Origin of the sequence: Erwinia tracheiphila (assembly GCF_021365465.1) — a bacterium.
In the GTDB taxonomy this organism is placed as follows: domain Bacteria; phylum Pseudomonadota; class Gammaproteobacteria; order Enterobacterales; family Enterobacteriaceae; genus Erwinia; species Erwinia tracheiphila.
In genome coordinates this window covers 3,464,279-3,489,424 of sequence record NZ_CP089932.1, presented here as the reverse complement: position 1 = coordinate 3,489,424, position 25,146 = coordinate 3,464,279, and the positions used below count along the sequence as shown (strand labels likewise).

At 48.1% G+C, this 25,146-nt stretch carries 16 protein-coding genes, 6 tRNA genes and 7 pseudogenes; 18 read left to right on the top strand and 11 right to left on the bottom strand.

The annotated features are described in order from the left end of the window. Nucleotides 1–244: 244 nt before the first annotated feature. A complete protein-coding gene (gene mutS / locus LU633_RS18235) occupies nt 245–2,806 on the bottom strand; it encodes a DNA mismatch repair protein MutS (protein WP_016190147.1) in 2,562 nt (853 codons plus the stop codon). A gap of 233 nt (nt 2,807–3,039) precedes the next feature. Here mutS and LU633_RS18230 point away from each other — a divergent pair, with 233 nt between their 5' ends. The 3 genes from LU633_RS18230 (at nt 3,040) to LU633_RS18220 (ending at nt 5,413) form a co-directional block, all read left to right on the top strand. Beyond that, nucleotides 3,040–4,320: a tyrosine-type recombinase/integrase gene (locus tag LU633_RS18230; protein WP_016190146.1), complete on the top strand. Its 1,281-nt coding sequence runs from the start codon at nt 3,040–3,042 to the stop codon at nt 4,318–4,320. Between the two features lie 298 nt (nt 4,321–4,618). Then, the gene (locus tag LU633_RS18225) at nt 4,619–4,993 is read left to right on the top strand and encodes a hypothetical protein (RefSeq protein ID WP_016190145.1); all 375 of its coding nucleotides are present in this window, start codon (nt 4,619–4,621) and stop codon (nt 4,991–4,993) included. A 9-nt stretch (nt 4,994–5,002) separates the two neighbouring features. After that, nucleotides 5,003–5,413 carry a putative T6SS immunity periplasmic lipoprotein gene (locus LU633_RS18220; RefSeq protein WP_040465314.1) on the top strand — a complete coding sequence of 137 codons (411 nt, stop codon included), beginning with the start codon at nt 5,003–5,005 and terminating at the stop codon, nt 5,411–5,413. A 123-nt stretch (nt 5,414–5,536) separates the two neighbouring features. Here LU633_RS18220 and LU633_RS18215 read toward each other — a convergent pair. Beyond that, a pseudogene (locus tag LU633_RS18215) lies at nt 5,537–5,845 on the bottom strand (IS1 family transposase); the annotation flags it as partial. 73 nt (nt 5,846–5,918) lie between these two features. Between LU633_RS18215 and LU633_RS18210 the strand changes: the two are divergent. From LU633_RS18210 to LU633_RS18200, 3 genes and pseudogenes are all read left to right on the top strand, one after another. After that, a protein-coding gene (locus LU633_RS18210) for an IS3 family transposase (RefSeq protein ID WP_152664158.1) occupies nt 5,919–7,039 on the top strand; the annotation gives its coding sequence in 2 pieces (ribosomal slippage) (nt 5,919–6,177 and nt 6,177–7,039; 1,122 coding nt in all). Between the two features lie 94 nt (nt 7,040–7,133). Beyond that, nucleotides 7,134–8,121, top strand: a pseudogene (locus LU633_RS18205) (aldo/keto reductase). A gap of 155 nt (nt 8,122–8,276) precedes the next feature. Further along, a complete protein-coding gene (locus tag LU633_RS18200; RefSeq protein WP_016190142.1) occupies nt 8,277–8,423 on the top strand; it encodes a hypothetical protein in 147 nt (48 codons plus the stop codon). On the opposite strand, the gene LU633_RS18195 is transcribed toward LU633_RS18200, so the two are convergent. The 3 genes from LU633_RS18195 to LU633_RS18185 form a co-directional block, all read right to left on the bottom strand. Then, on the bottom strand, nt 8,392–8,634 hold the full coding sequence (locus tag LU633_RS18195) for a hypothetical protein (protein WP_232426811.1): 243 nt from the start codon (nt 8,632–8,634) through the stop codon (nt 8,392–8,394). The two genes, LU633_RS18200 and LU633_RS18195, sit on opposite strands and share 32 nt — an antisense overlap. Nucleotides 8,635–8,671: 37 nt before the next feature. Beyond that, complete coding sequence (locus tag LU633_RS18190; protein ID WP_016190141.1) at nt 8,672–9,904, bottom strand: Nramp family divalent metal transporter; 1,233 nt, start codon at nt 9,902–9,904, stop codon at nt 8,672–8,674. Between the two features lie 296 nt (nt 9,905–10,200). After that, nucleotides 10,201–11,523 carry an IS4 family transposase gene (locus tag LU633_RS18185; RefSeq protein ID WP_046371795.1) on the bottom strand — a complete coding sequence of 441 codons (1,323 nt, stop codon included), beginning with the start codon at nt 11,521–11,523 and terminating at the stop codon, nt 10,201–10,203. 164 nt (nt 11,524–11,687) lie between these two features. On the opposite strand from LU633_RS18185, the gene LU633_RS18180 reads away from it, so the two are divergent. Next, a complete protein-coding gene (locus tag LU633_RS18180) occupies nt 11,688–12,872 on the top strand; it encodes a NupC/NupG family nucleoside CNT transporter (protein ID WP_016190140.1) in 1,185 nt (394 codons plus the stop codon). A gap of 133 nt (nt 12,873–13,005) precedes the next feature. Here the strand turns inward: LU633_RS18180 and LU633_RS18175 are convergent. Further along, nucleotides 13,006–13,081 (bottom strand) — tRNA-Ala (locus tag LU633_RS18175). Nucleotides 13,082–13,125: 44 nt separating this feature from the next. Further along, nucleotides 13,126–13,201: transfer RNA gene (locus LU633_RS18170), tRNA-Ala, on the bottom strand. Between the two features lie 420 nt (nt 13,202–13,621). Here LU633_RS18170 and LU633_RS18165 point away from each other — a divergent pair. The 3 genes and pseudogenes from LU633_RS18165 (at nt 13,622) to LU633_RS18155 (ending at nt 16,845) form a co-directional block, all read left to right on the top strand. Beyond that, nucleotides 13,622–14,410, top strand: a complete 789-nt coding sequence (locus LU633_RS18165) for a formate/nitrite transporter family protein (RefSeq protein ID WP_016190139.1) — start codon at nt 13,622–13,624, stop codon at nt 14,408–14,410. Nucleotides 14,411–14,549: 139 nt separating this feature from the next. Continuing rightward, complete coding sequence (locus LU633_RS18160; protein WP_016190138.1) at nt 14,550–14,909, top strand: YfeC-like transcriptional regulator; 360 nt, start codon at nt 14,550–14,552, stop codon at nt 14,907–14,909. A 934-nt stretch (nt 14,910–15,843) separates the two neighbouring features. Next, a pseudogene (locus LU633_RS18155) lies at nt 15,844–16,845 on the top strand (IS110 family RNA-guided transposase). A gap of 290 nt (nt 16,846–17,135) precedes the next feature. Here LU633_RS18155 and gltX read toward each other — a convergent pair. Further along, nucleotides 17,136–18,548, bottom strand: a complete 1,413-nt coding sequence (gltX, locus tag LU633_RS18150; RefSeq protein ID WP_016190137.1) for a glutamate--tRNA ligase — start codon at nt 18,546–18,548, stop codon at nt 17,136–17,138. 272 nt (nt 18,549–18,820) lie between these two features. Between gltX and LU633_RS18145 the strand changes: the two genes are divergently transcribed. The 5 genes from LU633_RS18145 to LU633_RS18120 all read left to right on the top strand — a co-directional run bounded on the left by LU633_RS18145 (nt 18,821) and on the right by LU633_RS18120 (nt 19,846). Further along, nucleotides 18,821–18,896: transfer RNA gene (locus LU633_RS18145), tRNA-Val, on the top strand. 49 nt (nt 18,897–18,945) lie between these two features. Beyond that, a tRNA-Val gene (locus LU633_RS18140) sits at nt 18,946–19,021 on the top strand. 40 nt (nt 19,022–19,061) lie between these two features. Beyond that, a tRNA-Val gene (locus LU633_RS18135) sits at nt 19,062–19,137 on the top strand. 4 nt (nt 19,138–19,141) lie between these two features. Further along, nucleotides 19,142–19,217: transfer RNA gene (locus tag LU633_RS18130), tRNA-Lys, on the top strand. Between the two features lie 398 nt (nt 19,218–19,615). Next, nucleotides 19,616–19,846, top strand: coding sequence for a FlxA-like family protein (locus LU633_RS18120; RefSeq protein ID WP_325175740.1), 231 nt, complete (start codon nt 19,616–19,618; stop codon nt 19,844–19,846). A gap of 40 nt (nt 19,847–19,886) precedes the next feature. On the opposite strand, the pseudogene LU633_RS18115 reads toward LU633_RS18120, so the two are convergent. After that, nucleotides 19,887–20,696: pseudogene (locus LU633_RS18115) on the bottom strand (LysR family transcriptional regulator); the annotation flags it as partial. Nucleotides 20,697–20,771: 75 nt separating this feature from the next. Here LU633_RS18115 and LU633_RS18110 point away from each other — a divergent pair. The 3 pseudogenes from LU633_RS18110 to LU633_RS18100 all read left to right on the top strand — a co-directional run. Continuing rightward, nucleotides 20,772–21,482 (top strand): annotated as a pseudogene (locus LU633_RS18110) (helix-turn-helix domain-containing protein); the annotation flags it as partial. A 148-nt stretch (nt 21,483–21,630) separates the two neighbouring features. Continuing rightward, nucleotides 21,631–22,637, top strand: a pseudogene (locus LU633_RS18105) (IS110 family RNA-guided transposase). Nucleotides 22,638–22,910: 273 nt separating this feature from the next. Next, nucleotides 22,911–23,219, top strand: a pseudogene (locus LU633_RS18100) (IS481 family transposase); the annotation flags it as partial. A gap of 69 nt (nt 23,220–23,288) precedes the next feature. Here the strand turns inward: LU633_RS18100 and LU633_RS18095 are convergent. Both LU633_RS18095 and crr read right to left on the bottom strand, forming a co-directional pair. Next, entirely contained in the window at nt 23,289–24,497 is a 1,209-nt protein-coding gene (locus LU633_RS18095; RefSeq protein WP_046371917.1) for an IS256 family transposase, read from the bottom strand. 110 nt (nt 24,498–24,607) lie between these two features. After that, nucleotides 24,608–25,111, bottom strand: a complete 504-nt coding sequence (gene crr, locus LU633_RS18090) for a PTS glucose transporter subunit IIA (protein ID WP_016190134.1) — start codon at nt 25,109–25,111, stop codon at nt 24,608–24,610. Nucleotides 25,112–25,146 lie beyond the last annotated feature (35 nt).

Genomic DNA, 25,146 nt, shown 5'->3' with positions numbered 1-25,146 from the left:
AGCTAAGAAAGACCAGAAAATTGACTAATAGGATAGCATTGTAGCAGGACTCATACAGTAACGGTCCTTTACCGGGACCGTTACTGTTGACATAACTGCGGCAGAGCCTGTTTGCTAATTTATGACTGGCTGAAAATCAAAGCAAAACAGTGAAAGTTTCTGGTTTTGAATACAGATCATTGCGCTGTAATAAAAACCACCTTCCAGAAAGATGACTTCAGACTGAAAAAACGTGTCACTGATTTCAAACTAATGACTTGAGGCGATAAATCCATTCCAGCGCCTGCCGGGGTGAAAGAGAATCCGGGTCCAGGGCTTCCAGGGCTTCGACAGCAGGAGAGGTTTCCTCTACCAATAATGGTAACTGCGAACCATCGATTTTAGAGGTTGCACTGTTAATGGAAAGTGTTTCCAGTTCTCTAAGCTTTTGCTTGGCGCGCTTGATTACCTCTTTTGGTACACCAGCCAGAGCAGCAACGGATAAACCATAGCTTTTACTGGCGGCCCCCTCCCGCACACTGTGTATAAAAGCAATAGTATCGCCATGCTCAACCGCATCCAGATGAATATTAACCACGCCTTCCATTTTTTCCGGCAGTGTGGTGAGTTCAAAGTAATGGGTGGCAAAAAGAGTCATTGCTTTATTTCGGTTAGCCAGACTTTCTGCACAGGCCCAGGCCAACGACAGGCCATCATAGGTAGATGTACCACGGCCAATCTCATCCATTAATACCAGACTGTGCTCGGTGGCATTGTGCAGAATGTTCGCAGTTTCGGTCATTTCGACCATAAAGGTGGAACGCCCCGATGCCAGATCGTCAGCCGCGCCCACGCGAGTAAAAATGCGATCGACAGGACCAATTTCGGCTTCATCTGCAGGAACATAGCTGCCAATACTTGCCATCAGTGTAATCAGTGCTGCCTGGCGCATATAGGTACTTTTACCACCCATGTTTGGTCCGGTAATCACCAGCATTCTTCGTTGCACAGACAGCGACAGCGGATTGGCTATAAATGGTTCTTTCAGTACCTGCTCGACAACCGGATGACGACCGCCGGTGATTTTTATACCGGGCTTTTCGCTAAGAAGGGGACAGCTGTAGTTTAATGTCCAGGCACGCTCTGCCAGATTCGAAAGCACGTCCAGTTCAGCAAGCGAAGCAGCACTTAGCTGCAGTGCTTCCAGATGTGGCAGTAGCAGGTCAAACAATTCTTCATAGAGGGATTTTTCCAGCGATAATGCCTTTCCTTTAGAGGTAAGCACCTTGTCCTCATACTCTTTTAACTCGGGTATGATATAGCGCTCGGCATTTTTCAGCGTTTGTCGACGGACATAATGGATTGGCACCAGATGGCTCTGTCCGCGGCTGACCTGAATGTAATAGCCATGGATAGCATTAAAACCGACTTTGAGCGTATCCAGTCCGAGCTTTTCCCTTTCGCGAATTTCCAGACGATCCAGATAGTCTGTAGCCCCGTCAGCCAGTGCTCGCCACTCATCCAGTTCGGCATTATATCCTGGTGCAATTACGCCACCGTCCCTTATCAATATGGGGGGAGATTCAATAATTGCGTTTTCGAGGAGCTGGCGGAGTTCGGTAAATTGCCCGATTTGCTGACGTAGTCTCTGGAGATGAGGTGTGGCAATGTTTATCAGTATTGCATCCAGCTGTGGCAATTGTTGAAAAGCATGACGCATTCTTGCCAGATCGCGAGGGCGAGCCGTTCTCAATGCCAGTCTTGCCAGAATCCGTTCCAAATCACCTATCTGCCGAAGAAGAGGGGACAATTCATCATTGATATCCTGAAGCGATCCGATACTCTGCTGACGATTAACGAGGGTGGGGATGTCCCTTACGGGTGTATGAAGCCAGCGTTTCAGCATGCGGCTTCCCATCGGCGTAGCGGTTTTGTCCAGCACCGCAGCGAGGGTATTTTCAATACCGCCGGAAAGGTTTTGGGTAATTTCAAGGTTCCGGCGGGTCGCAGCATCCATAATAATACTGTCCTGCTGGCGCTCCATGGTCACCGAGCGAATGTGTGGCAGAGAAGTGCGCTGGGTATCCTTAACATACTGCAACAGGCAACCCGCTGCGCGTAACGCAAGGTGTGCCTGTTCAATGCCAAACCCGATTAGATCGCGAGTACCGAATTGCAGATTGAGTTGTTGACGGGCGGTATCGATCTCGAATTCCCATAGTGGCCTGCGCCGCAATCCCCGTCTGTTTTCAATCAACGCCATAGCGGCGAGTTCTTCCGGGTAGAGTAATTCTGCAGGGTTAGTACGTTGTAGCTCCGTCGCCATGGTTTCTGCATCTGACGGTTCAGCAAGACGGAAACGACCGGAACTGATATCCAGAGTGGCATAACCAAACCCTCGTGCATCCTGCCATATTGCGGCCAGGATATTATCCTGCCGCTCCTGCAGCAATGCTTCATCGCTGATCGTGCCAGGTGTAACGATGCGTACCACTTTGCGCTCAACCGGCCCTTTACTAAGAGCGGGATCACCAATTTGCTCGCAGATTGCTACGGATTCACCTAACTGGACCAGTTTGGCAAGATAGTTCTCAACCGCGTGATAAGGGACGCCTGCCATTGGAATGGGCTGGCCTGCGGAAGCTCCGCGCCTGGTTAACGAAATGTCCAGTAGCTGAGAGGCGCGCTTGGCGTCATCATAGAACAGCTCGTAAAAATCGCCCATGCGATAGAATAACAGAATTTCCGGATGCTCAGACTTCAGTCGAAGATACTGCTGTATCATTGGGGTGTGCGAATCTAAGTTTACGTTGTCATTCAGCGACATAATTTATATATTCCATTGAATTTAAAGTAAATTGTTATTTTTGTTGTTCTCATTAGATATCACGTTGTCTTATAAAAAATCACCAAAACCCACATATAAGTGTAGGTCGAAATGTAGGTTGTTATGTAGGTTATGGTATAATTGTACTAAATAAACTCACAACCTACACTTGGAAAGAAAAGCTGTGTTACAGCCTAGATAAATCAATTGGTTAGCCATAAAATGGATCTTGTATGACGGATAAACCAGCAGGCAAACCTTTGTCATCCAAAGCGGTCGAAATGATGAAGCCCGGCGACAAAAACAAATCCGATACGGGCGAAAACCGGGGCTTGCGTGTGACTTGCGGAGCTTCTGGTATCAAGACCTTTTTCTACCGCTATACTAGCCCAGTGACCAATAAGCTGTCACAGGTAAAAATTGGAAGCTTTCCGCAAACCTCTCTCGCAATGGCCCGCATGAAGTTGCAAGAACTCAAACTAATCAGAAGTGAAGGGCGCTGTCCGGCGTCTGAGCTAAAAGATGAGAAGCAACGCCTACTAGAAGAGAGCCAAAAACCGAAAGCGGCAGTGCTGACAGTTGAAGGGTTGGTTGAGTTGTATCTTACCGGGCGTATTGAGGATCGTAAAACGAAGGATGGGAGGATCATTTCCGGTGCCAGAAAGCCGAAAGGGCAGGTCGAGGTTCGTCGTACTCTCTATGGTGATGCCGTTAAAAGCTTAGGAACACGAAATGCTGCTGAGATTACGCGGCAGGATGTCATCAATTTAATTAATGGTATTGTAGCCCGAGGCGCGCCTGTACAGGCTGGTAATGTTCTGAGGGAACTTTCACTTTCTTATGAGTTTGCTATTGGCCTTGGTCGTTTTGACGACAGTTTTGCGAATCCGGCGTTGTTAGCAAAATTCAGCTTGCGACAGACTAGGATCAAGCTCACAAATGGTCGTGGAACACGGGTACTTAGCGAGGTCGAGCTTGGAAAATTTCTTAAATGGCTTCCGGGTTCTGCTTATACGCCAACGATTAAAAACGTGCTACGGCTGACACTCTGGACAGGATGCCGAACAGGTGAAGTCTGCAACATGGCTTGGGATGATGTTGATCTTGAAAAAGGCACCATTCATCTTCGGGAAACTAAGACTGGCGTAGAGCGTTACGTTCAGTTATCGGATCAGGCGATTGGCTTTCTCAAAGTACTACGCCTGACCTCTGACAAATATTTGTTCCCTTCGCAGGCGACTAAAAAACCAATCCAGCAGAAGTACCTCACTGAAAACTCATGGCGATTACGTGAAAACGGTCAAATGCTTGATATACCTCATTGGACGCCTCACGACTTGCGGCGTACAGTGCGTACTGGATTATCTCGTTTACAGTGTCCAAATGAGGTTGCCGAGGCCGTATTGGGTCATACGCGCGGTGGTGTTGAAGGGATTTATAATTTGTATAAGTATGATGCTGAGTGCCGGAAGTGGTTGCAGGTGTGGGCGGATTATATGGAGAAGCTCGCATAGTATATTTTTATGAAAATAGCAATGAGCAACCAGAGGTTTTTATGTTTTCGGGCATAATTCCTAAAAATATATTTCCTGTTTAGTTTAGTTTATACAGAATTTATCATTTACTCATTATGATCGTGTTTGTGTTTCTGACAGAGGATTACTTATGTAAACGGAAAATTCTTTACGCCTCTTAACATTAGGGGAAAAAAATTTAGCTCAGACAGTTTTCGGTAGTTCAATTCAATGGAATAAGGTATGGGTTCATTGTGAGAGTTATCTCCCATTTGGTTTGCAAGGGAAGTTTTTTGGGGTGACGCCAAATGGTGAAATGTATTTCAGAAAAGAAACATATCTTAAGGATTTCTCTTTATCTTCAAAATTTAACCAGCATTTTTTTATGCATGAAATGACTCATGTCTGGCAACATCAGCACGGAATGTGGGTTAGAACAAGAGGTATATTTAGCTGGGTATCAACTTATAAATATATAATCGATCCGAATAAAAATTTAAGTAAATACAGCATGGAGCAGCAGGCTCAGATTATTGCAGATTACTTTTTATTAAAAAAATATGGTGTAAATGGTCTGAAAAGCGAAATTGGCCGTCAAGCTGGTTTTCAGGGAAAATTAGATGATAATACTATTTCGCTATATAGAAAAATATTGCCAGCATCAATTTTATAAGAGAACGATATGATGAAAAGCATAAGTGTATTTATTCCTGTTTTATTTATAACATCCTGTCACATAAATGATACTCGCCCAGAAAATCATCGGGCTAATGTAAGTGTTGTAGGTGATGGTATTTGCGTTACACTACCAGATACTGAAAACGAAAGAATATCTTTATTAAGTATAAATGAGCTTGGTAATAGTGAAAATATGTTGGATAAACAATTCACTATTGGAAATACACCTAAATTATATTCAGATAAATGCGTCTCTAGTTTTGGTTTTATCTTTGAGCCAGGTAAATCATATGTGTTTTCTATTAATGCAATACGAATGAAAGAAGATCATACTATGAAAAATGGGAATAGTTATAGTGTGACTTTTTCCGTGTGGGTAGATAAAGGAGAGTTAAAGGTGAAAGATATAAACTAACTATACCCGTGATCATTGAATATGCTTGATTTTTAGCTGAACAGGAGATCATGCTGTCGCCCATGAAAATACTCTCTCAGAGATTTCAGGCTCTACCTGATGATATTGGGTCGTGACGCAGATTTATTGATAATGATGAAGAGTAAGATACCAACCGATGATCTTATCGTGCATTTCCTCTGACTTCGAAAAGCAAATTGTTCTGCGGGTCAGTCGTTTGATATGTGTGCGAAGATTAAGATTATGTCGTTCTGTCCGTTGGGTATATTTCTTGCTCACCACGTGGCCTGTTGCACTTAACCGAACTTTATAAACCGGCCAGGCATCTGTCATATAAAAGGCAATGTTAAATTTGCTTAACAGGGCCAGCAATCGTCGCAGGGTCGGGGCATTTCTCGGGCCGAAGACGTGGGCCAGAGCACGTTTGCGGATACTGACCTGCTCCCCGTTGATTAATACAGCGCGATGTTAGTAATGTCTTCATAAGTCACATGAGGACATCCCCATGAAGAAGCGATTTTCCGACGAACAGATCATCAGTATTCTCCGCGAGGCCGAAGCCGGGGTTTCGGCCCGGGAACTCTGCCGCAAGCATGCTATTTCAGACGCTACCTTCTACACCGGGCGCAAGAAGTTTGGCGGCATGGAAGTCCCCGAAGTGAAGCGGCTCAAGTCACTTGAAGAGGAGAACGCCCGCCTCAAGAAGCTGCTCGCTGAAGCCATGCTGGATAAGGAGGCGCTTAAGGTGGCTCTGGGCCGAAAGTTCTGACGACAGACCAGAAGCGGGAAGCCGTGGAAGTCATGTGTGAGATAACGGGTCTGTCGCAACGTCGTGCCTGCAGGCTGGCCGGTCTGTCCCTTTCAACCTGCCGTTATTCGGTTCAGCGTCCGGCTGCTGACGCGCAACTATCTCTGCGTATCACAGAGCTGGCACTTGAACGTCGCCGATTTGGTTACCGGCGCATCTGGCAGTTATTGCGTCGGGAGGGCCTTCACGTCAACCACAAGAGGGTTTACCGCATCTATCACCTTAACGGTCTCGGTGTAAAACGCAGGCGACGCCGTAAGGGTCTGGCGACTGAGCGGCTTCCGCTTCTCCGCCCGGATGCGCCGAACCTGACATGGTCGATGGATTTTGTCATGGATGCACTTTCCAGCGGCCGCCGGATTAAGTGCCTGACCTGCGTGGATGATTTCACGAAGGAGTGTCTGACGATCACCGCCGCTTTCGGTATTTCAGGCGTTCAGGTCGCACGTATTCTGGACGGCCTCGCGCTGTTTCGCGGCTATCCGGCAACGATAAGAACCGATCAGGGCCCGGAATTTACCTGCTGTGCGCTCGAACAGTGGGCTTTTGAGCATGGTGTAGAACTGCGACTTATCCAGCCGGGTAAGCCAACACAGAACGGATTTATTGAGAGTTTTAACGGACGCTTTCGGGATGAATGCCTGAATGAGCACTGGTTCAGCGATATTCTTCATGCCCGGAAAATCATTAATGACTGGCGGCAGGATTATAACGAGTCCAGACCTCATTCATCGCTGAATTACCAGACGCCGCTTGAATTTGCAGCATGCTGGCGAAACGGGAAACATGAAGAAAAACCAACCGACATTACTAACTGAAGGTTGTATCTAATACTGGGGGCAGGTCAGGTGGTGTAAACGCATATACTACTGAATTATCAGCCAACACTTACTGTACCAACAGGACAAATTCATGGTTTATCAGCCTGATATTAAACGCTACCAGACAATGATGTATCAATGCTGTGGCCTGAGCTGACTGAAGCTTCCCGCAATATCTCTGGGGCTGTGGCACAATTTTGGCCATAATGCCATGGCAGATCGCTGTCGTCGCTTCCTGCAGCATGCATTTGATAATTGCATCATTCACTTTGATCTCGCTGATAACTATGGCCCACCGCCCGGTTCCGCAGAGGAAAATTTTGGGCGAATTTTGCAGCAGGATTTTTATGACCTGCAATATGAGCTGATTATCTCAACGAAAGCAGGTCCCACTATGTGGGATGGCCCCTATGGTGACTGGAGCTCTCGTAAATATCTTATCGCCAGTCTTAATCAAAGCCTCAAACGTATGGGGCTGGATTATGTGGATATTTTTTATCATCATCGACCAGACCCGGAAACGCCCCTTGAAGAGACCATGGCCGCGTTGGATCATATCGTGTGTCAGCGCAAAGCACTTTATATCGGACTGTCAAATTACCCTGCCAAACTCGCAGACAAAACAACCACACTGCTGCGAGAGCTTGGTACACCCTGCCTAATTCATCAACCAAAATATTCGATGTTCGAGCGCGCACCAGAAAATAGCCTGCTGGATGTCTTGAGTTCGAAGGGCGTGGGGTGTATCGCTTTTTCGCCCCAGGCTGGCGGCGTACTGACCGACCTCTATTTACAGGGCATCCCGCAAGATTCTCGCGCGGCCAGTAGCAGTCAATTCCTCAATGCCGAACAGCTGACCCCACACAAAATGGAGAAAGTACGCCAGCTTAATACGCTGGTGCAGCAGCGCGGGCAAAAATTCTCGCAAATGGCGCTCGCCTGGGTGTTTCGGGAGGTCGTGTTACCTCGGTACTGATTGGTCCCAGCAAGACCAGCCAGATTGATGATGCTGTCGGTATGCTCTCCCAACGTGAATTCAGCGATGCGAGCTGAAGTATATCGACAGCATTCTGGGATAATCCTGTTCCCGCTGTGAACTGCGGCGGCAACTTGCGGAAAACTCTCAATTTTCCAAGAACAAACCAGATTAAGAGTTTCCAGGGCGTAACCAGAGCACGCTCTTATATAAGCTGCCCTCACAGCGGAGCCATATGCCGTTGGTAAGGAGCGAAGAATGAAACGCCTGTCTATCATTGTAGCACTGCTGGCATGCTTACCTCCATTAGCGGTGAAAACGGCACAAGCCGATGGTGCCGACATTGTGCTGGCCCCTGGCGTACAGCTCCACGTCAGCGATCGTGATCCACATGGTCGCTACTAGGGTGGTGGGCGCTTGCGGGACCAGCAGGACTGGGATAATTATCGTGATGACGAGGAGCGTTGTTGGTGTTATCAGCAATGGCGTCGCCATGAAGCATGGCGACAGCATGAGGAGTGGCGGCGGCATCGCGAATGGGAACGAGAACGCAGATGGCACGATGATAAACGATATCGTGATGAAAACCCTTATCCTTAACGGTGACCCACAACATCAGCATGCGGTTGTAAAAGGCCGCAGGTTGGGCATTTTTATAAAATCATCGAGACGAGCAAATAGAGATTCAGCGCCACCACCACCACTACAATGGCCTTCCCTGTGTTGTGCATCAGACGGGTATTGACCATATCGCCCATCAGTTCACGATTGCCTGTGAAAATAAGCAGGGGAACCAGCGCAAGTGCGATGCCAAAACTCAGCAAAACCTGGCTCAACACCAGAATGCGCGTCGGCTCCCAGCCAGCAATAATAACAATAAAAGAGGGCAGCATGGTTACCAGCCGACGAACCGGCAGCGGGATGCGCACATGAATAAAACCTTGCATGACCACCTGTCCTGCCATTGTGCCCACCACGGTGGAAGACAATCCGGCAGCGAGCAGGCTGAGGCCGAATACCAGCGACGCAGCCCGTCCCAACAATGGATCGAGCGTCAGATAGGCCTGATCCAGCCCAGCAATCCCCGTGTGTCCACTAAAATGAAAGGCAGCCGCAGCGGTGGCCATCATCGCCAGATTTACAAATCCAGCAATGGTCATGGCGATAGCAACATCCAGTCTGGTTGAGACATAACGTTCTGCACGCGAGGCACCATCCGGGCTTTGGGTCAGAGAAGAATGCAAATAAATGACATGTGGCATAATTGTCGCACCCAACACGCCAGCGGCCAGTAAAATAGCGTCTGAGGTGGGCAAAGATGGAATCGCTATCCCCTGCAGTAATGCAATGAATTTTGGCTGCGAGTAAAAAAGTTCTATCACGTAAGCGGCAGCCACAAACAGTAAAAGACCGCCGATGAGCAGTTCAAGTGGCTTTTTACCCTGCTTTTGCAGCATCAGGATTAAGAAAGTCACCACACCGGTTAATAATGCGCCCTGCAACAGGCTGATACCGAAGATCAGTCTGAACCCCATTGCCGCGCCAATAAATTCAGCCAGATCGGTGGCCATCGCGATAATTTCTGCCTGTACCCAGTAGAACCAGACGGCTGGCCTTGGGAAGCGATCGCGAATGTGCTCCGCAAGGTTTTTATTGGTAGCAATTCCAAGTTTCGCCGACATTAGCTGGATGACCATCGCCATAATATTGGCCCAAACGACAACCCAAAGCAGCTGATAACCATAGGCCGCACCGGCCTGAATATTGGTGGCAAAGTTACCGGGATCGATATAGCCAATCGCCACAATGAAGGCCGGTCCCATCAGTGCGAACTTAATTTTACGGGAGCGACGAATTGCCTGCTCCTCCGCACGTCCATTGGACATCGTTGTTTCTCCTGCTTCACATCTGATATGAGATTGCTACCCGGTGAAATAATGCGTATCAAATGAAGTGACGACTGTTATTTTCGCTGATTCATAGCCATCACTAAAAAATATAGCATTAGCTATATTTAACAGCAAAGTAAGCCAAATCAAACATAACAGCAACAATTTTCACTCTAGGACAAAAAACAAGGCCACACAACTCGGGCAGGAAATTTTTAATTATGCGAGGCTGTCAAAAATTACCTGTTCCGGGTCATAGGTAATTATTATATTGTCACTTGGGTTAATGCTGGTCACTTAAGGTGACCAGCAACCTTTTTATCCGGATATTTCCTGCTCTTTACCCTCAACTCTCTCGGGTAACTTCGCTCTCTTCTACCCGGTAACACAAGCCATTTCGCCTGTTCATACAGGGTTCTCAGTTCTCCCGGCATTTTTCCCGGCGAAGCCCAGGGCAGGGTTATCAGCATCCGGATTATTTCGCTTATCGCTCCACTGAAGCTCAGCTGGTAAGGCAGGTAATCTCCTTTCAGATGGAACGCCATCTGCACCATCTGATATCGCACCAGGTTATAAGCCAGCAGTACCCCCCATAGCTCCTGTCTCACCAGCTCCGGCAGGCGACTGCGTAATGTCCACCGGCTGTCCAGCATACCCTGCTTTGCTTCCCGGTAGCCCAGTTCTATTTCCCAGCGGTGGCGATATAGCTCGCTGATATCTTTACCCGGATAGCGATTCGGGTCTGTCAGTGACGTCAGCACCTGCCTCTCTTTACCGTCTACCCTGCGGGTCAGCAGTCTTGCCACCATTTCTTCCGGGACCCCTGGCCATTGCTTCCTGGCTCGTGGACTGGTTTTCAGGCATATCAGTTCATCTCCACGCCCCAAACGGCGAACCACCTGATACTGTACGTGTTTTTTCAACGGCAACAACCAGTGACGGTGTTCTCCTGCTGTCTGCCAGTGATGAAGCAGACCCATCGAATAAAATCCCTTATCGAACAGGGTGATACTGTTATTCGGGGTTTTCTCCGTCAGGTGCTCAGCCAGCCGCATTTCACTGACTTTTTCACTGTCGAATGCACTGGCGGCGATCAGATGGCTGCTCAGCTCCATCAGACAAACCATTCGCACCTGAGGATAGCCGCCTTCGCCGTACTGGCTGCTGTGTTTACTGAAGACGGCTCTGTTTTCCGGCGTATCGGCGGTACGCCAGACCACGCCGTCGACAGCAAACAGATTCAGACCGTGCCATTTTGGATGTGCAGCCTGCTGATTCCAGTGCTGCTGTGTGATATCAAAAAGCTCCCGCACTGCATTTTCACCCAGAGTCTTACGGCGCTGAATGACAGCGCTGCGTGCGGTAAAAGGAGCTCCGGTCCGGTCAGTAATATCCATCAGATTGACGATTTCGGTCATCGGACGATCGCAAAAAATGGACATCCCAACGACAAGCCAAATCATGGATTCGAGGGAAAGTTTACGTTTACGCAAAGTAACGGTATCGGTCAGGGTGAGCGCCTGCTGAATAAGCTCGGGAGGAATAAGGTCGGCGAGACTACGGGCGCGCTCAGGAGTGGCGGCATTGATGATGCCGAGGGCCTGGGAAAGTTCCATTTAAAAAGGGTTCCATGATGAACATAGAACCCTTTTTACCGCATAAACCGGATCGGTCAACCGATCCTTAAATGATCGGCATTAGTCACTTGGGTCTCGTTTTTCTGCAAGCTGTTACATAGAATGTCCAGCGAAATATAACAGCCTTCAAATTTGGAGCAATCATGTCCCGCATTCTACATTTTTCTTTGGCACTGATAGTTGTGGTACTGATGGCTTTACTGGTCAGTAGTGATCGCAAAAATATCCGCGTACGTTTTATCATACAGCTTCTGATGATCGAGGTTATGCTTGCATGGTTCTTTCTGAACTCCGAAGTCGGCCTTGGATTCGTCAAAAGCTTTGCGGGTCTGTTCGACAAGCTGTTGGCTTATGCCGCCCAGGGAACCAATTTTGTTTTTGGCAACATGAACGACAGAGGTCTGGCTTTCTTCTGGCTTAATGTACTTTGTCCTATGGTGTTTATCTCCACACTGATCGGTATTCTGCAACATTTCCGCATTCTGCCAGTGATTATTCGCGCAGTCGGCACTGTACTTTCAAAAATCAATGGTATGGGCAAGCTGGAATCCTTTAATGCCGTAAGTTCACTGATTTTGGGACAGTCAGAAAACTTTATTGCTTATAAAGATATCCTGGGAAAAATATCACAGCGCCGGATCTACACGATGGCGGCAACGGCTATGTCCACCGTCTCAATGTCAATTGTGGGCGCGTACATGATGATAATTCAGCCTAAATATGTGGTGGCGGCACTGATCCTGAATATGTTCAGCACCTTTATTGTGTTGTCTTTAATTAATCCATACCGTGTTGAGCATGAAGACGATCTGAAGCTAAGTAACGCACACCAGGGTCAGAGTTTCTTTGAAATGCTTGGCGAGTATATCCTCGCTGGATTTAAAGTCGCGGTAATTGTCGCAGCAATGCTTATTGGCTTTATTGCATTAATTTCAGCGATTAATGCTTTGTTTGATACGATTTTCGGTATCAGCTTCCAGGGCGTGCTGGGCCATGTATTCTATCCCTTTGCTTGGATGATGGGGGTCCCAGCCAGCGAGTCGCTGCAGGTTGGCAGTATTATGGCGACAAAGCTGGTGTCAAACGAATTTGTGGCCATGATGGATCTGCAGAAGCTGGCGGGTCACTTGTCTCGTCGCGGTGAGGGTATTCTCTCCGTCTTTCTGGTTTCCTTTGCCAATTTTTCTTCCATTGGCATCGTGGCCGGCGCGATCAAAGGTCTCAACGAAGAGCAAGGTAACGTGGTGTCGCGCTTCGGTCTGAAACTGCTTTATGGTTCCACACTGGTTAGCATGTTATCCGCATCTATAGCAGGCTTGGTATTGTAAGCAGGACGTTAAAAAGCGGGAGCATCGTTGGCACCCGTTTTGTTACTGAGTCTTGTAGCTGATGTTCACTGTGTTTGCATTCCCACTTTTTATCAGCGGAAAAAAAACTGCCTGAGCAGTTTTTTTCCGAATCTGGTGGAGATAAGCGGGATCGAACCGCTGACCTCTTGCATGCCATGCAAGCGCTCTCCCAGCTGAGCTATACCCCCACGTAGTAAAACTGTTCTTCGGCACTAAATCTGCTGGTCGGATTTGGTGGAGATAAGCGGGATCGAACCGCTGACCTCTTGCATGCCATGCAAGCGCTCTCCCAGCTGAGCTATACCCCCGTACCGGAAAATCCCGTCGTTTTAACGGCGGGCATAATATGAAACGGTGTGGAAGGTGTCAACGGCAAATTATCAATCTGTGTTCGATCGCTGAAAAAGACGCCAGCACACAAAAACGGCGATGAATTTCATTATTGAGGAAATGCCATCTCCACTCACTGGAAAAGCGGCCAGGCAAGATTAAATCTCGCGCAAAATACAATTTTTATTTTATCTCTCACTAACCTCTGGTAAGAGTAACAGATGTGAACAAAACGCTGCTTTTCCCTGTTAATTTGCTTGTTTTTGTTAAATTCTCGTACCAGATTGTCACTACACTCGGTGTGATAGTACTTTTCTGAATGACCTCAAAAAAACCATCTCCGGTTGTTAATAAATACTTTTTTCTTAATAAACTCCCATTTATTAATCAGAGTCACTATGTCCCTTTATTCTCCGAAAGAGATTGCGTCAGTCGTTGTCAATACTGGCATAGCTAAAAGTCGTTTACCTGTTCCTTCACTATTGATTCTTGGCTTTCTCGCGGGTGTCTTTATAGCAACAGGTTTTTTACTTGATATTCATGTTATTAACCAATTGCCGCAAGGCTGGGGATCATTTAACGTGCTGATTGGCGCCGCTGTTTTTCCGGTTGGGATAATTCTTACCGTGCTGGCAGGGGGCGAACTGTTAACCGGAAATATGATGGTCATGCCGGTAACCTGGTTCGCGCGTAAGATTAAAGTTGCAAATGTGCTGCATAACCTATTCTGGGTCACTCTTGCCAATTTCGCAGGCAGTATTGCGGTAGCCTGGTTCTTCGGTCATCTTCTCGGGATGACCGAAGGTGACTACCTTAAAAAAAGCGTTGCGATCACTAATGCAAAAATCCACGCTGACTTTTTACATGCCTTTATTTCGGCTATTGGCTGTAACTGGCTGGTTTGTCTGGCAACCTGGCCCGCTTTTGGTAGTAAAGATATCGCGGGAAAAATTCTGGGAATGTGGTTTCCTATGATGGCTTTTGTTGCATTGGGTTTTCAGCATGTTGTGGCCAATATGTTCATCATTCCAGCAGCAATTTTCGCCGGGCAAATTGCATGGGCTGATTATTTTCCTAATTTTGTTGCCGTATTTATGGGTAATTTGGTTGAGGGCGCTATTTTTGTAGGTCTGACATATCACCTGGCGTGGCGTCTGCCCAACAGCGCGGCACCTGACATACGTTGATATAACTCCCTGATTGTTAATAAAGAGAGGGGCGTCTTGCCTCTCTGCTCTTCTCATTAGTCCTTTCTGTTAGTTGTTCACACAACAATTTCCTGTAATATGTACACTTTACAAATCAACGCAAAAAGGATATTGCAAAGTGAAAAAGGAATGGTTAACGCCTGAAGAACTGGCACAGGAAACGGGTTTCAGTCGGCAGACAATCAATAAATGGGTCAAGAAAGAGCAATGGACGACGGTGCCGAAGCCCGGTGTTCAGGGCGGAAAAGCCCGAATGATTCATATTGACGAAAACGTCAGAAGCTTTCTTAAATCGACACGGCACGTTGCCGAGCCAACCGCGACTTACCGCGTAACACAAAATTCTCTGCCCGCTTTGTTAATGACGTCAATTCAGCAAATGAACACGGAAGAGCAGGAGCAGCTTTACTCATTGTTGTTACGTGAAGGTATACAAGGCATGCTACTTCGTCTTCATATCGGTCAGGAAGAAAAATAAAAACGGCCTCAAACCGGACGATTCGTCTAACGCTTGTAATAAAAGGATCCGGAAATATAACATTTCCGGGTTTTACATAAGCTGTTGCAATGAGCTACCCTGTCTGGCTTACCGGTTCTCAAAGCAGCGAGTAAGGCTTATTATTAGCCGATAACTTTCCCCCTGCCCTGAAAGCATATCGGTATATTCAGATCGGTTACCCCGATAAACGGCTTAACTCAAGCATAATTTTAACGACTGCGGCAGTTCCATTCATCATAAATAACGTTTAAGGGATCTGATTGCTTTTCTGGCTGAAGAACGACTCTACGCCAACCCTCGGAAGACCACAGACAATAAATTGCCTCAATAATCTGAGGGAATATTTTAGTTATTGATTTCTCTTCGTGTATACGTCTCTGGTTGCGTGCAGCTTCGCCATCAATACCATTCTTAAATAGCACTCCGACCTTTTAAAATTGACAGCGCAAGCGGCAAAAATGGTTTCTTATTTTGCTCATTGTTAATTTTCTTATTGATTGAAAAGAGGAGTGAATTGAAACGTGAGACGGAAAACTTTATGGGCAGAATCCAGGTCGAGCCGCTAAATAATATCAGGGCATTTTCTGCGACCGGAGACGCACGATTCCGCGAGGTGATACAACTTATTGTAATACTTTCTTTCCCTTCATCTCCGAGTTAAATAGGCAAAGAAAATATGATAGAATAAACAGCCGGCTTTATTATTACTGACATATAGCATCATCCGGTGGGCAAGATGACCAACAGGAGCTGTCTCTGTCGGTATGTTGAATCAGGCAGCACAAGCAAGGGCTTCTTCCGTTTGCCGCTGTGGGTGCCTTTAAAACCGCTCTTCGGGGCGGTTAATGAGATGGTCCCCATCCCCTGTGAGCGCTACGCTGACAGGGGGTTTTTCTTTCTGGGGAAGGCCATCATGCAAAACGTTACGTGTATTGGTATCCGTTCTCGGCAAGCATTCCTTCCACATTCACTGCCAGGATAAATCAGGCAAGGCATTACTACGTAAAAAGGTTGCCCGTACCAAACTTATTGAGTTTCTGGCTGGCTGCACATCGGCTAGCGTTGTGATGGAAGCCAGCGCCGGCACCCATTTTATGGCTCGCCGGCTCGCTGATTTAGTCCATGAAGCAAAATTGATTTCTCCGCAGTTCGTCCGCCCTTTTGTTAAGAGCAACAGGAACGATTTTGTCGATGCGAAAGCCATATGCGAAGCAGAACCCCGTCCCTCAATGCGATTTGTGCAACCACGAACTGAAGCCCGGCAGGCCATGCGGGCACTTCACCGCGTCAGGGAATCGCTTCTCAGAGATAAAGTCAAAACAACCAATAAGATGCATGCTTTTTTACTGGAATTTGGCAGCAGTATTCCCAATCGGAGCCGCAGTGATAAAACAGCTTTCAACCGTCCTTGCAGAGAATGAACTTCCACACTATCTGGCACAGTTGCTGATGCGCTTACATGCTCATTATCTTTACCTTGTCGAACAGATCACCGGGCCTGAAACGGCCCTGGAGCAGGAACTGAGTTGTGATGAAACAGGACAACGTCTTCAGGCAATATCCGGTGTTGTGCCAGTAACCGCCAGCGTCCTGCCATCGCAACCGGGCGACGGTAAACAACATGCCTGTAGCCGGGATTTTGCTGCCTCAGCTGGTCTGGTGCCACGGCAGTACAGCACGGCGGAAAAAATACGCTTTTAGGGATAAGTAAACGCGGAGACAAAAACCTGCGCCGGTTACTTGCGCGGTGCGCCAGAGTCTTTATTCAGAGAAGAGCTTATCAGTCAGGCTAGCTGGCCGGGTCAGGGCGCTGCTGGCAAAAAAACACCCCTGCGTAGTGTGTTGTGGACTGGCCGACAAATTAGCCCGGATAGCGTGGGCAATCACGACACGGCAGACCGTGTTCGAAAAGTAATGATGACGCCAGCCTGACTGGCAGGTGAATCGTTAATTTAAGTAGTTCCCAGTCTGGTTTTGCGAAGACGGATTATTGATGACATGAACGGCCTGTCGGCCTGATGAAAAACTGACATAAAAAATGGATCTCTGAAGTCGTGCGGTTTTTAAGGTTAATCCGGTGCGGAACTCATCGGGGCGCGGGACTCCATGCCCATAGTGACCCCGGACAGATTTAGGCAAGCCAGCATTAATCAAAAATCAGTGTTGCAAAAATGATGGGGACCATAGATTTTTACTGGCTGAAAATTATGCCTGCGCCTCGCGTTCTGCAATAAAGCCAAGTGCTTTTTCAATACGGGCAACAGAACGGGACTGACCGATGGCCTCTACCGTGACATCCAACGAGGGAGACTGAGTAGTGCCCGTCACCGCGACTCTTAAGGGCATACCAACTTTACCCATGCCAATTTCCAGTTGCTCGGCCGCAGACTGAATTGCATGATGGATGTTTTCAGCGTTCCACTCGCTAATTGCTGCGAGCTTATCGCGCACCAGTTCCAAAGGCTGGCGGGAGGCGGGACGCAGATGTTTTTTAGCTGCATCTGCATCGAACTCATCGAAATCTTCATAGAAATAGCGACAGGTAGCAGCTATTTCTTTCAGGGTCTTGCAGCGTTCACCTAAGACTTTCACCAATTTCGCGAGTTCAGGTCCAGTGCGTATATCAATTTTTTCCTGCTCAATGTGCCATTGTAAATGAGTGGCAATATATTCGGGCGCAAGATTATTAATATAGTGATGATTCAACCACTGTAATTTCTCAGTGTTAAACGCGCTGGCTGATTTGCTCACCGCGTCAAGATCGAACCATTGCGTCATTTCTTCAATACTAAAAATTTCCTGGTCGCCATGAGACCACCCCAGGCGGACAAGATAATTGAGCAATGCTTCTGGTAGATAGCCGTCATCGCGATATTGCATTACGCCAACGGCACCGTGACGCTTCGAGAGTTTTTTACCGTCGTCGCCCAGTATCATTGAGACATGAGCGTAAACTGGTATTTGTGCGCCAATCGCTTTCAGAATGTTGATCTGACGTGGCGTATTGTTGATATGGTCTTCCCCACGAATGACATGCGTAATCTGCATATCCCAGTCATCAATAACCACGCAGAAATTATACGTCGGTGCGCCGTCTGTCCGCCGGATGATTAAATCATCCAGTTCCTGATTACTGAATTCAATTGGGCCACGAATCTGGTCATTGAAAATAACCGATCCTTCCTGCGGGTTGCGAAAGCGTACGACAAAAGGTTGACCATCAACATGAGGATGCCCGTTGCGGCAGAGACCGTCATAGCGGGGCTTTTCGTTATTTGCCATCTGCGTTTCACGCAGTGTCTCCAGACGTTCTTTCGAGCAGTAGCATTTATATGCTGTACCCGCCTCCAGCATTTCATCAATAACCGAGTTGTAGCGATCAAAACGCTTCGTCTGGTAGTAAGGACCCTCATTCCAGTCGAGATTGAGCCAGTTCATGCCATCCATAATAGCGTCAATAGCCTGTTGCGTGGATCGCTCTAAATCTGTGTCTTCGATACGTAGAACAAACTCACCGCCATGGTTACGGGCAAATAACCAGGAGTAAAGTGCGGTTCGGGCACCACCTACGTGCAAATAGCCAGTGGGGCTTGGCGCAAAGCGGGTTTTAATTTTCATTAGCAGCAGCCTTAATTACGCTATCACAATCGGCACGGGCCGAATGAAATCTGAAACAACAATAAAAACTGGGCAACATTCTATCACGTGAAGACGAATCCTCAACGGCATTCCCCACGGCCTGTGGTGTTTAATGAGAAAACCGCGTAACAAACCACTATTTATGCACAAAAGCACGACAGCCTGTTTAATTTTAAAACGAACGCGCATTTTCGTTTTAAAAAGCGTTGACTCATTTCAAGCGATGCCTATAATGCGACTCCACACAGCGGGGGTGATTAGCTCAGTTGGTAGAGCATCTCCTTTACACGGATGGGGTCGGCGGTTAGAGCCCGTCATCGCCCACCAGACAAATTGTCAGCCCGTAGTGTTGAGTAAAAACAGAATTCTTTGAGATGGGTGATTAGCTCAGTTGGTAGAGCATCTCCTTTACACGGAGGGGGTCGGCGGTTCGAGCCCGTCATCACCCACCATCTTAAATGAATGTAAATGAATGATGTCACCAGTAAAAGTGGGTGATTAGCTCAGTTGGTAGAGCATCTCCTTTACACGGAGGGGGTCGGCGGTTCGAGCCCGTCATCACCCACCACATTGGGTCGTTAGCTCAGTTGGTAGAGCAGTTGACTTTTAATCAATTGGTCGCAGGTTCGAATCCTGCACGACCCACCAATTAATAAGGCACTCTGAAGGTGCATTTTTGCTGTTCTGTGAGTGCACAAAACAGACCAGGCAGCGTTGCAGCAGACTGCCCACCTGACGCTAATGGCTTCATAAAGGCACCACGGATTTTCCCTTGTTACCTTATTGCAATTGCCCGTCACAGTATTGAGCGACCTATTCTGTGCATTGGACACATTCTCTCGCAAAACCAGCATTATAATTTTTTATCATCTTTTTTACGTTCTTCAACATAAAGTATGTTGTGGTCGTCGCCAATAACTGTTTTGGTTTATTACAAAAGAGAAAACGATGAGCACGCTCAGTTCCAGCACCTCAATCGCTTCCGCAAGTTCAGGTGGTAGTGGTTCTGCCTCACAAATTGACAGTCTCAATAAGCAAATTGTTCAATTACAGAACCAACTAAAAGCCTGAGTAGCGATACTACTCTGACCGATGAGCAAAAATCGGAACAGGAACAGGTAATCGACAGTCAGATTCAGATGGTTCAGGCTCAAATTGAACAGCAACAGGCTGAAGTTGCTCAACAAAAGCAAGACAGCAAAAAAGAGGCTGCAACCCACCGTCTGATTATCAGACCGCTGACGGCGTTAATCGTCCTGCCGCGACCAGCTCGGTGAATGTGTATATCTAAAACACTGGCATATCATGGCGTTGTAGCGTCAGCGAGCGATTTTTACGGCGTACCAGCATAATTGTCAGGTTGATTTCCGGCACCATTCTGCCTGTCAGCAGCGCTCTACCCTGTGGTAAAGGCAAGGCCAGCGCCGGTAATATACTGATGCCAATACCACCTCCGCCATCGGATATAGCGTTGCCGGATGGCCAATTTCCTGCACTATTTCCGTCTGGATTTTTTGCGCTTGCAACACCTGGTTTATCAATACCCGGCTACCCGAAGCATAATCCTGCAAAACAAACCGGCGATGATTGAGCAGCTGCCAGTGCACAGGAGAGGAGTGCGCCAAAGGATCGTCCTGCCGACATAACAGCAAAAAAGGTTCATCGAGGATAGCTTCACATTCGAAGGCCTGTGAGGTGAGTGGCCAGATAACAATCCCAAATCAACTTCAACATTATGGACACTTTCCAGTACTCAATGCCGGGGCCTGTCACACAGCATCACAGTGATGTCAGGAAAGTGGATCTGGCTGGCAGCGACACGCACCGTACCACCTCTCTGCTGACCATAACTGCGAATATCCAACAGGGTTGTATTCAGTTCTTCAGGCAGCCTTTCAAGGCGGTGAGACAATTGCCTGTCTCAGTAAGCTGCACCTCGCGGGTTGTTCTGTCGAGCAGGCGTATCCCTAACTCACTTTCCAACTCTTTTATACTATGACTGACCGCTGGCTGGCTAAGACCAATAGCCTGGTCTGCCTGACTAAAGCTTCCCTGTTTTGTTACAGCGACAAAAACACGAAGTTGACGTAATGAATAATTTGTATTAGTCGCGACGTAATCTGACAGCGGACCCTGAAAGATTGAGGGTTACCGGTTCTGATATGGGTGTCGAATCCTTATACAAAACGCGAGGTCACCCTCATGCTCCATACTCACAATCCCATCATCAAACACAAAGCCGGCCTGCTCAATCTCGCCGAATAACCCGGTAACGTATCAACAGCCTGCAAGAGCACGGGCGTGTCACGCGACACCTTCTACTGTTATCAGGAACTGGCTGCTGAAGGCGGCATTGACGCGCTGGTTAACCAGAACCGCCGGGGTCCCAACCTGACGAACCGCGCCGACGAAGCCACTGAACGCGCGGTTGTTGAATACGCCGTTGAGTTCCCGGCCCCCGTGCAGCACCGGACCAGTGATGAGCTGCGTAAAAAAGGCGTGTTTACCTCCGGCAGCGGCGTGCGCGCCATCTGGCAACGACACGACCTGGAGAACTTCCGTAAACGCCTGAAGGCGCCTGAGGAAAAGTTCGCCAGAGAAGGTATCGTGCTTACCGGTGCCCCAATCGCCGCGCTGGAGAAAAAGGCGCATGATGATGAGGCCAGTGGCGAAATCGAGACCGCTCACCCGGGCTATCCCGGGTCGCAGGACACCTTCTGTGCTGGCAATCTGAAAGGGGGGCCGTATCTGCCCACAGACGTTCGTGGATACATACCCGAAAGTGGCGCACTGCAAGCGGTATACGAGTAAAACGCCGAACACTGCCGCCGACTGCCGTTCTGTGAGGCTCAGGGGCTGCCGGTGCTGAGAAGACTGACCGACAGGGGAACGGAGTACTGTGGTAAGGAGGAATAAGATGAACGCATCCCCAATCGTAAAATGTGGAGCACGAAAATGGATTTAAGGAAAGGTCAGGAAAGTGTGGAGCCTCGCCGATTTCCGGCGTCATAGTACCCAATACGGGGTGCATAAAGCACCCTCAGACGGGAGGCCCCACAGCATGAAATATATACCGGTTGGCGTTGATATCGCAAAGCATCTGATTCAGGTCCACTTCATCAATGAGCACACGGGTGACGTGGTGGATAAGCAGCTACGCAGCAAGGATTTTCTGACGTTCTTCAGTCACCGGGAACCCTGCCTGATTGGTATGGAGGCCTGTGGAGGCTCTCAGTGCTGGGCGCGTGAGCTGGAGAAGCTGGGGTACAACGTCCGGTTATTGCAGGCCCGGTTCGTTAAAGCATTCGTCATGGGCAACAAGAATGACGTGATGGATGCTCGGGCTGTCTGGATGGTGGTTCAACAACCCGGCAAGGGTATCGCGGTGAAAACAGAAGAACAGCAGTCAGTACTGGTTCGGCACCGTTCGTGCAGGCAACTGGTGAAGTGCCGGACCGTGCAGATTAATGCTCTGCATGGCACGCTTCTCGGGTTCGGTGAAACCATCCATAAAGGTCGCGCTGCGATGGGCAGAGAGTTGCTGGCCGCCCTGGAACGAATGAGCGGGAAACTACCACCATATCTCATCGCGTTGCTGGAGGTTCAGTACAACAGACTGAACGAACTGGACTCGCTGATAGATGATATTGAAAAACAGCTTATCAGTGTGGCACGGCAGAGTGAAACCTGTAAGCGGTTGATGGAAATCCTTGGCGTGGGACCCTCATCGCCACGGCTGCAGTCGCCACGATGGGAGAAGCATCTGCATTTAAATCCGGACGAGAGTTCGCTGCGTATGTTGGTCTGTTGCCTAAACAAACCGGTACTGGAGGCAAAGTTAGACTGCCGGGGATAAGCAAGCGTGGTGACACCTGCCTCCGGACATTATTTATCCATGGGCCATGGGCAGCAGCATTGCGGGCTAAAGAGCCAGGTCCGTGGATAACACGACATCCGACCAGCGTAGCCATCGTGGAGATGGCAAACAAGCTGACGCGAACAGTATGGGCGATAGCCGCCCATGATCGTAAGTATGACAATAATCATGTCAGTATCAGACCGTATTAATCGTTGATACCGATAAACATTAACTCTTAAAAAAGGGTGGATGCTGAAAGGTTACTATGGCGGCCAGTGTGATGACCAGGACATGTAAGACCGGGACTCACTAAACCGGAATGCTGCGCTGAACGTAAAGCTTGCCGGAGGAATAAGGAGTGAGTCTGCGCATCTCATAGTGGCCTGCAGCTCTGACTGCAATAAAGCCGGATACAGAGCTGCAACTACTCGTCGATGTCAGAACAACGGAAGCTTTCCAAACGGGGAGGCGTTCATACAATACAGCATGATTATCAGCTTTATCTGGCCATCAACGATATCGGCCATACAAAAACGAAGGCGATGTCCCCGCAGATCAAGGGTATTTGCGGGCGGTTCCATAAAATCATTTTGCAGGAATTTTATCAGGTTGCGTGCCGCAAGACGTTATACGGGGGCCTGGAAAGCCTGCGGTCAGATCCGGATAAGTGGTTGTGGCATGACAATAATGAGCGAACTCATCAGGGAAAAATGTGCTGCGGGCGAACACCGATGGCCAGGTTACCTGATGGAAAACGGGGCCGGGCAGAAAAGAATCTGAACCGGATGTAATCCGACAGACACCTGTATAAATAACCGGTAACTGGACCCTGTAAATAATTCTGTGTATCTGCCACCGTATTAAAGGTGATCGCTCAGGCGGTCACCAAACTCGATAATAAAGCGACTCATTGCCAGCCGCCAGTTCTGGATCGGCATACTCCATTTTTTCGAGGCCGACTGGATTGCCAGATATATCACCTTGCGCACTGAGTCATCTGTCGGGAACACTTTGCGTTTCTTTATCGCTGCCCGGATAACGCTGTTCAGCGACTCGATGGCATTCGTGGTGTAGATAGCCTTACGTATATCTGGTGGATAACCAAAGAACGTATTGAGATTTTCCCAGTGTGCACGCCAGCTTTTGCTGATTTGCGGATATTTGTCGTCCCAGACATCAGCGAACTTATCCAGGGCCATCAGCGCTGCTGCTTCTGTCGGAGCCTGATAAACCGCTTTCAGACCGCCAGTAACGGCTTTATAGTCCTTCCATGACACGTATTTCAGGCTGTTGCGTACCATGTGAATAATGCACAACTGGATATGCGTCTGCGGGTACACGCTGTTTATCGCATCCGGAAAGCCCTTAAGGCCATCCACGCAGGCAATCAGGATATCCTGGAGACCTCGATTCTTCAGCTCAGTCAGCACGCTGAGCCAGAACTTCGCACCTTCATTTTCTGCGAGCCACATGCCCAGTAATTCTTTCTGGCCTTCGGTGTTAATACCCAGAGCAAGGAATACGGCTTTGTTAATTACAGTGCCACTGTGGCGAACTTTTACGACAATACAGTCAAGATAAACAATGGGATACAGAGCATCCAGCGGACGGTTTTGCCACTCAGATACCTGCTCTTTCACCGCATCAGTGACTTTCGATATCAGCGTGGGTGAGACGTCCGCATCGTACATTTCTTTGAAGGTGGCGACAATCTCCCGGGTGGTCATGCCTTTTGCATACAACGACAGGATCTGACTGTCCATCTGCGTAATACGTGTCTGATTTTTCTTAATAAGCTGAGGTTCGAAGGTGCTTTCACGATCACGTGGTGTACTGATTTCAATCTCACCATCGTCGCACAACAACGTTTTTGACGAATAACCATTGCGGGTATTTGAGCCTGTTTTGGGTGCGTTCTTTTCGTGTCCGATGTGGTCAGTCAGCTCAGCATTGAGCGCAGTTTCAACTGTAAGCTTCGTCAGCATGCGGGAAAACTGGTTGAGATCGGCTTCGGTTTTCAGCCCCTTAGCCAGTTCAGCCGCAAGGGCTTTGAGTCTTTTTTCGTCCATAATTACCTGTCTCCGTTATCGAAATGAAGATATCAAAAACAGGCAGATACACAATTTAAATTACAGGCTCGGTAACTGTCAGATCAGGTCTGAGCTAATACATCTTCTGCTTACTTTGTGATACGAATAACTGGCGTTTCGCCGACCACAACGCTACCAGACAGTTTTACCAGTTCTTTGATTTCATCCATATTAGAAATAACCACGGGCGTCAGTGTTGATTTTGCTTTTTCTTCCAGCAGGCTCAGATCAAATTCGATCACAACATCTCCTTTTTTAACCTTCTGGTTTTCTTCCGCAATTCGTTTGAAGCCTTCTCCCTTAAGCTCCACGGTGTCGATACCGAAGTGAACAAACAGTTCAATACCGTTATCCGACTCAATGGAGAAAGCGTGATTGGTTTCGAAAATTTTACCGATAGTGCCGTCAACCGGCGCTACCATTTTGTTTCCGGTAGGCTTGATAGCGATGCCGTCGCCAACGATTTTTTCCGCGAAAACAACATCCGGTACATCTTCAATGTTCACAATTTCACCGGACAGTGGCGCAACAATTTCAACGACGCCAGATGCGCTATCTGATTTATCGCCAAAAAGTTTTGAAAACAAACCCATGATCTTCTCCTAAACAGTAATTTTGGGCCAGCGTC

Bases quoted from the DNA above. Each gene is read 5' to 3' on its own strand.
- LU633_RS18195 (WP_232426811.1), bottom strand. From the start codon at position 8,634: ATGTTGTGGGTCACCGTTAAGGATAAGGGTTTTCATCACGATATCGTT.
- LU633_RS18180 (WP_016190140.1), top strand. From the start codon at position 11,688: ATGTCCCGCATTCTACATTTTTCTTTGGCACTGATAGTTGTGGTACTG.
- LU633_RS18165 (WP_016190139.1), top strand. From the start codon at position 13,622: ATGTCCCTTTATTCTCCGAAAGAGATTGCGTCAGTCGTTGTCAATACT.
- LU633_RS18200 (WP_016190142.1), top strand. From the start codon at position 8,277: ATGAAACGCCTGTCTATCATTGTAGCACTGCTGGCATGCTTACCTCCA.
- gltX (WP_016190137.1), bottom strand. From the start codon at position 18,548: ATGAAAATTAAAACCCGCTTTGCGCCAAGCCCCACTGGCTATTTGCAC.
- LU633_RS18095 (WP_046371917.1), bottom strand. From the start codon at position 24,497: ATGGACGAAAAAAGACTCAAAGCCCTTGCGGCTGAACTGGCTAAGGGG.
- LU633_RS18220 (WP_040465314.1), top strand. From the start codon at position 5,003: ATGATGAAAAGCATAAGTGTATTTATTCCTGTTTTATTTATAACATCC.
- LU633_RS18230 (WP_016190146.1), top strand. From the start codon at position 3,040: ATGACGGATAAACCAGCAGGCAAACCTTTGTCATCCAAAGCGGTCGAA.
- mutS (WP_016190147.1), bottom strand. From the start codon at position 2,806: ATGTCGCTGAATGACAACGTAAACTTAGATTCGCACACCCCAATGATA.
- LU633_RS18190 (WP_016190141.1), bottom strand. From the start codon at position 9,904: ATGTCCAATGGACGTGCGGAGGAGCAGGCAATTCGTCGCTCCCGTAAA.
- crr (WP_016190134.1), bottom strand. From the start codon at position 25,111: ATGGGTTTGTTTTCAAAACTTTTTGGCGATAAATCAGATAGCGCATCT.
- LU633_RS18185 (WP_046371795.1), bottom strand. From the start codon at position 11,523: ATGGAACTTTCCCAGGCCCTCGGCATCATCAATGCCGCCACTCCTGAG.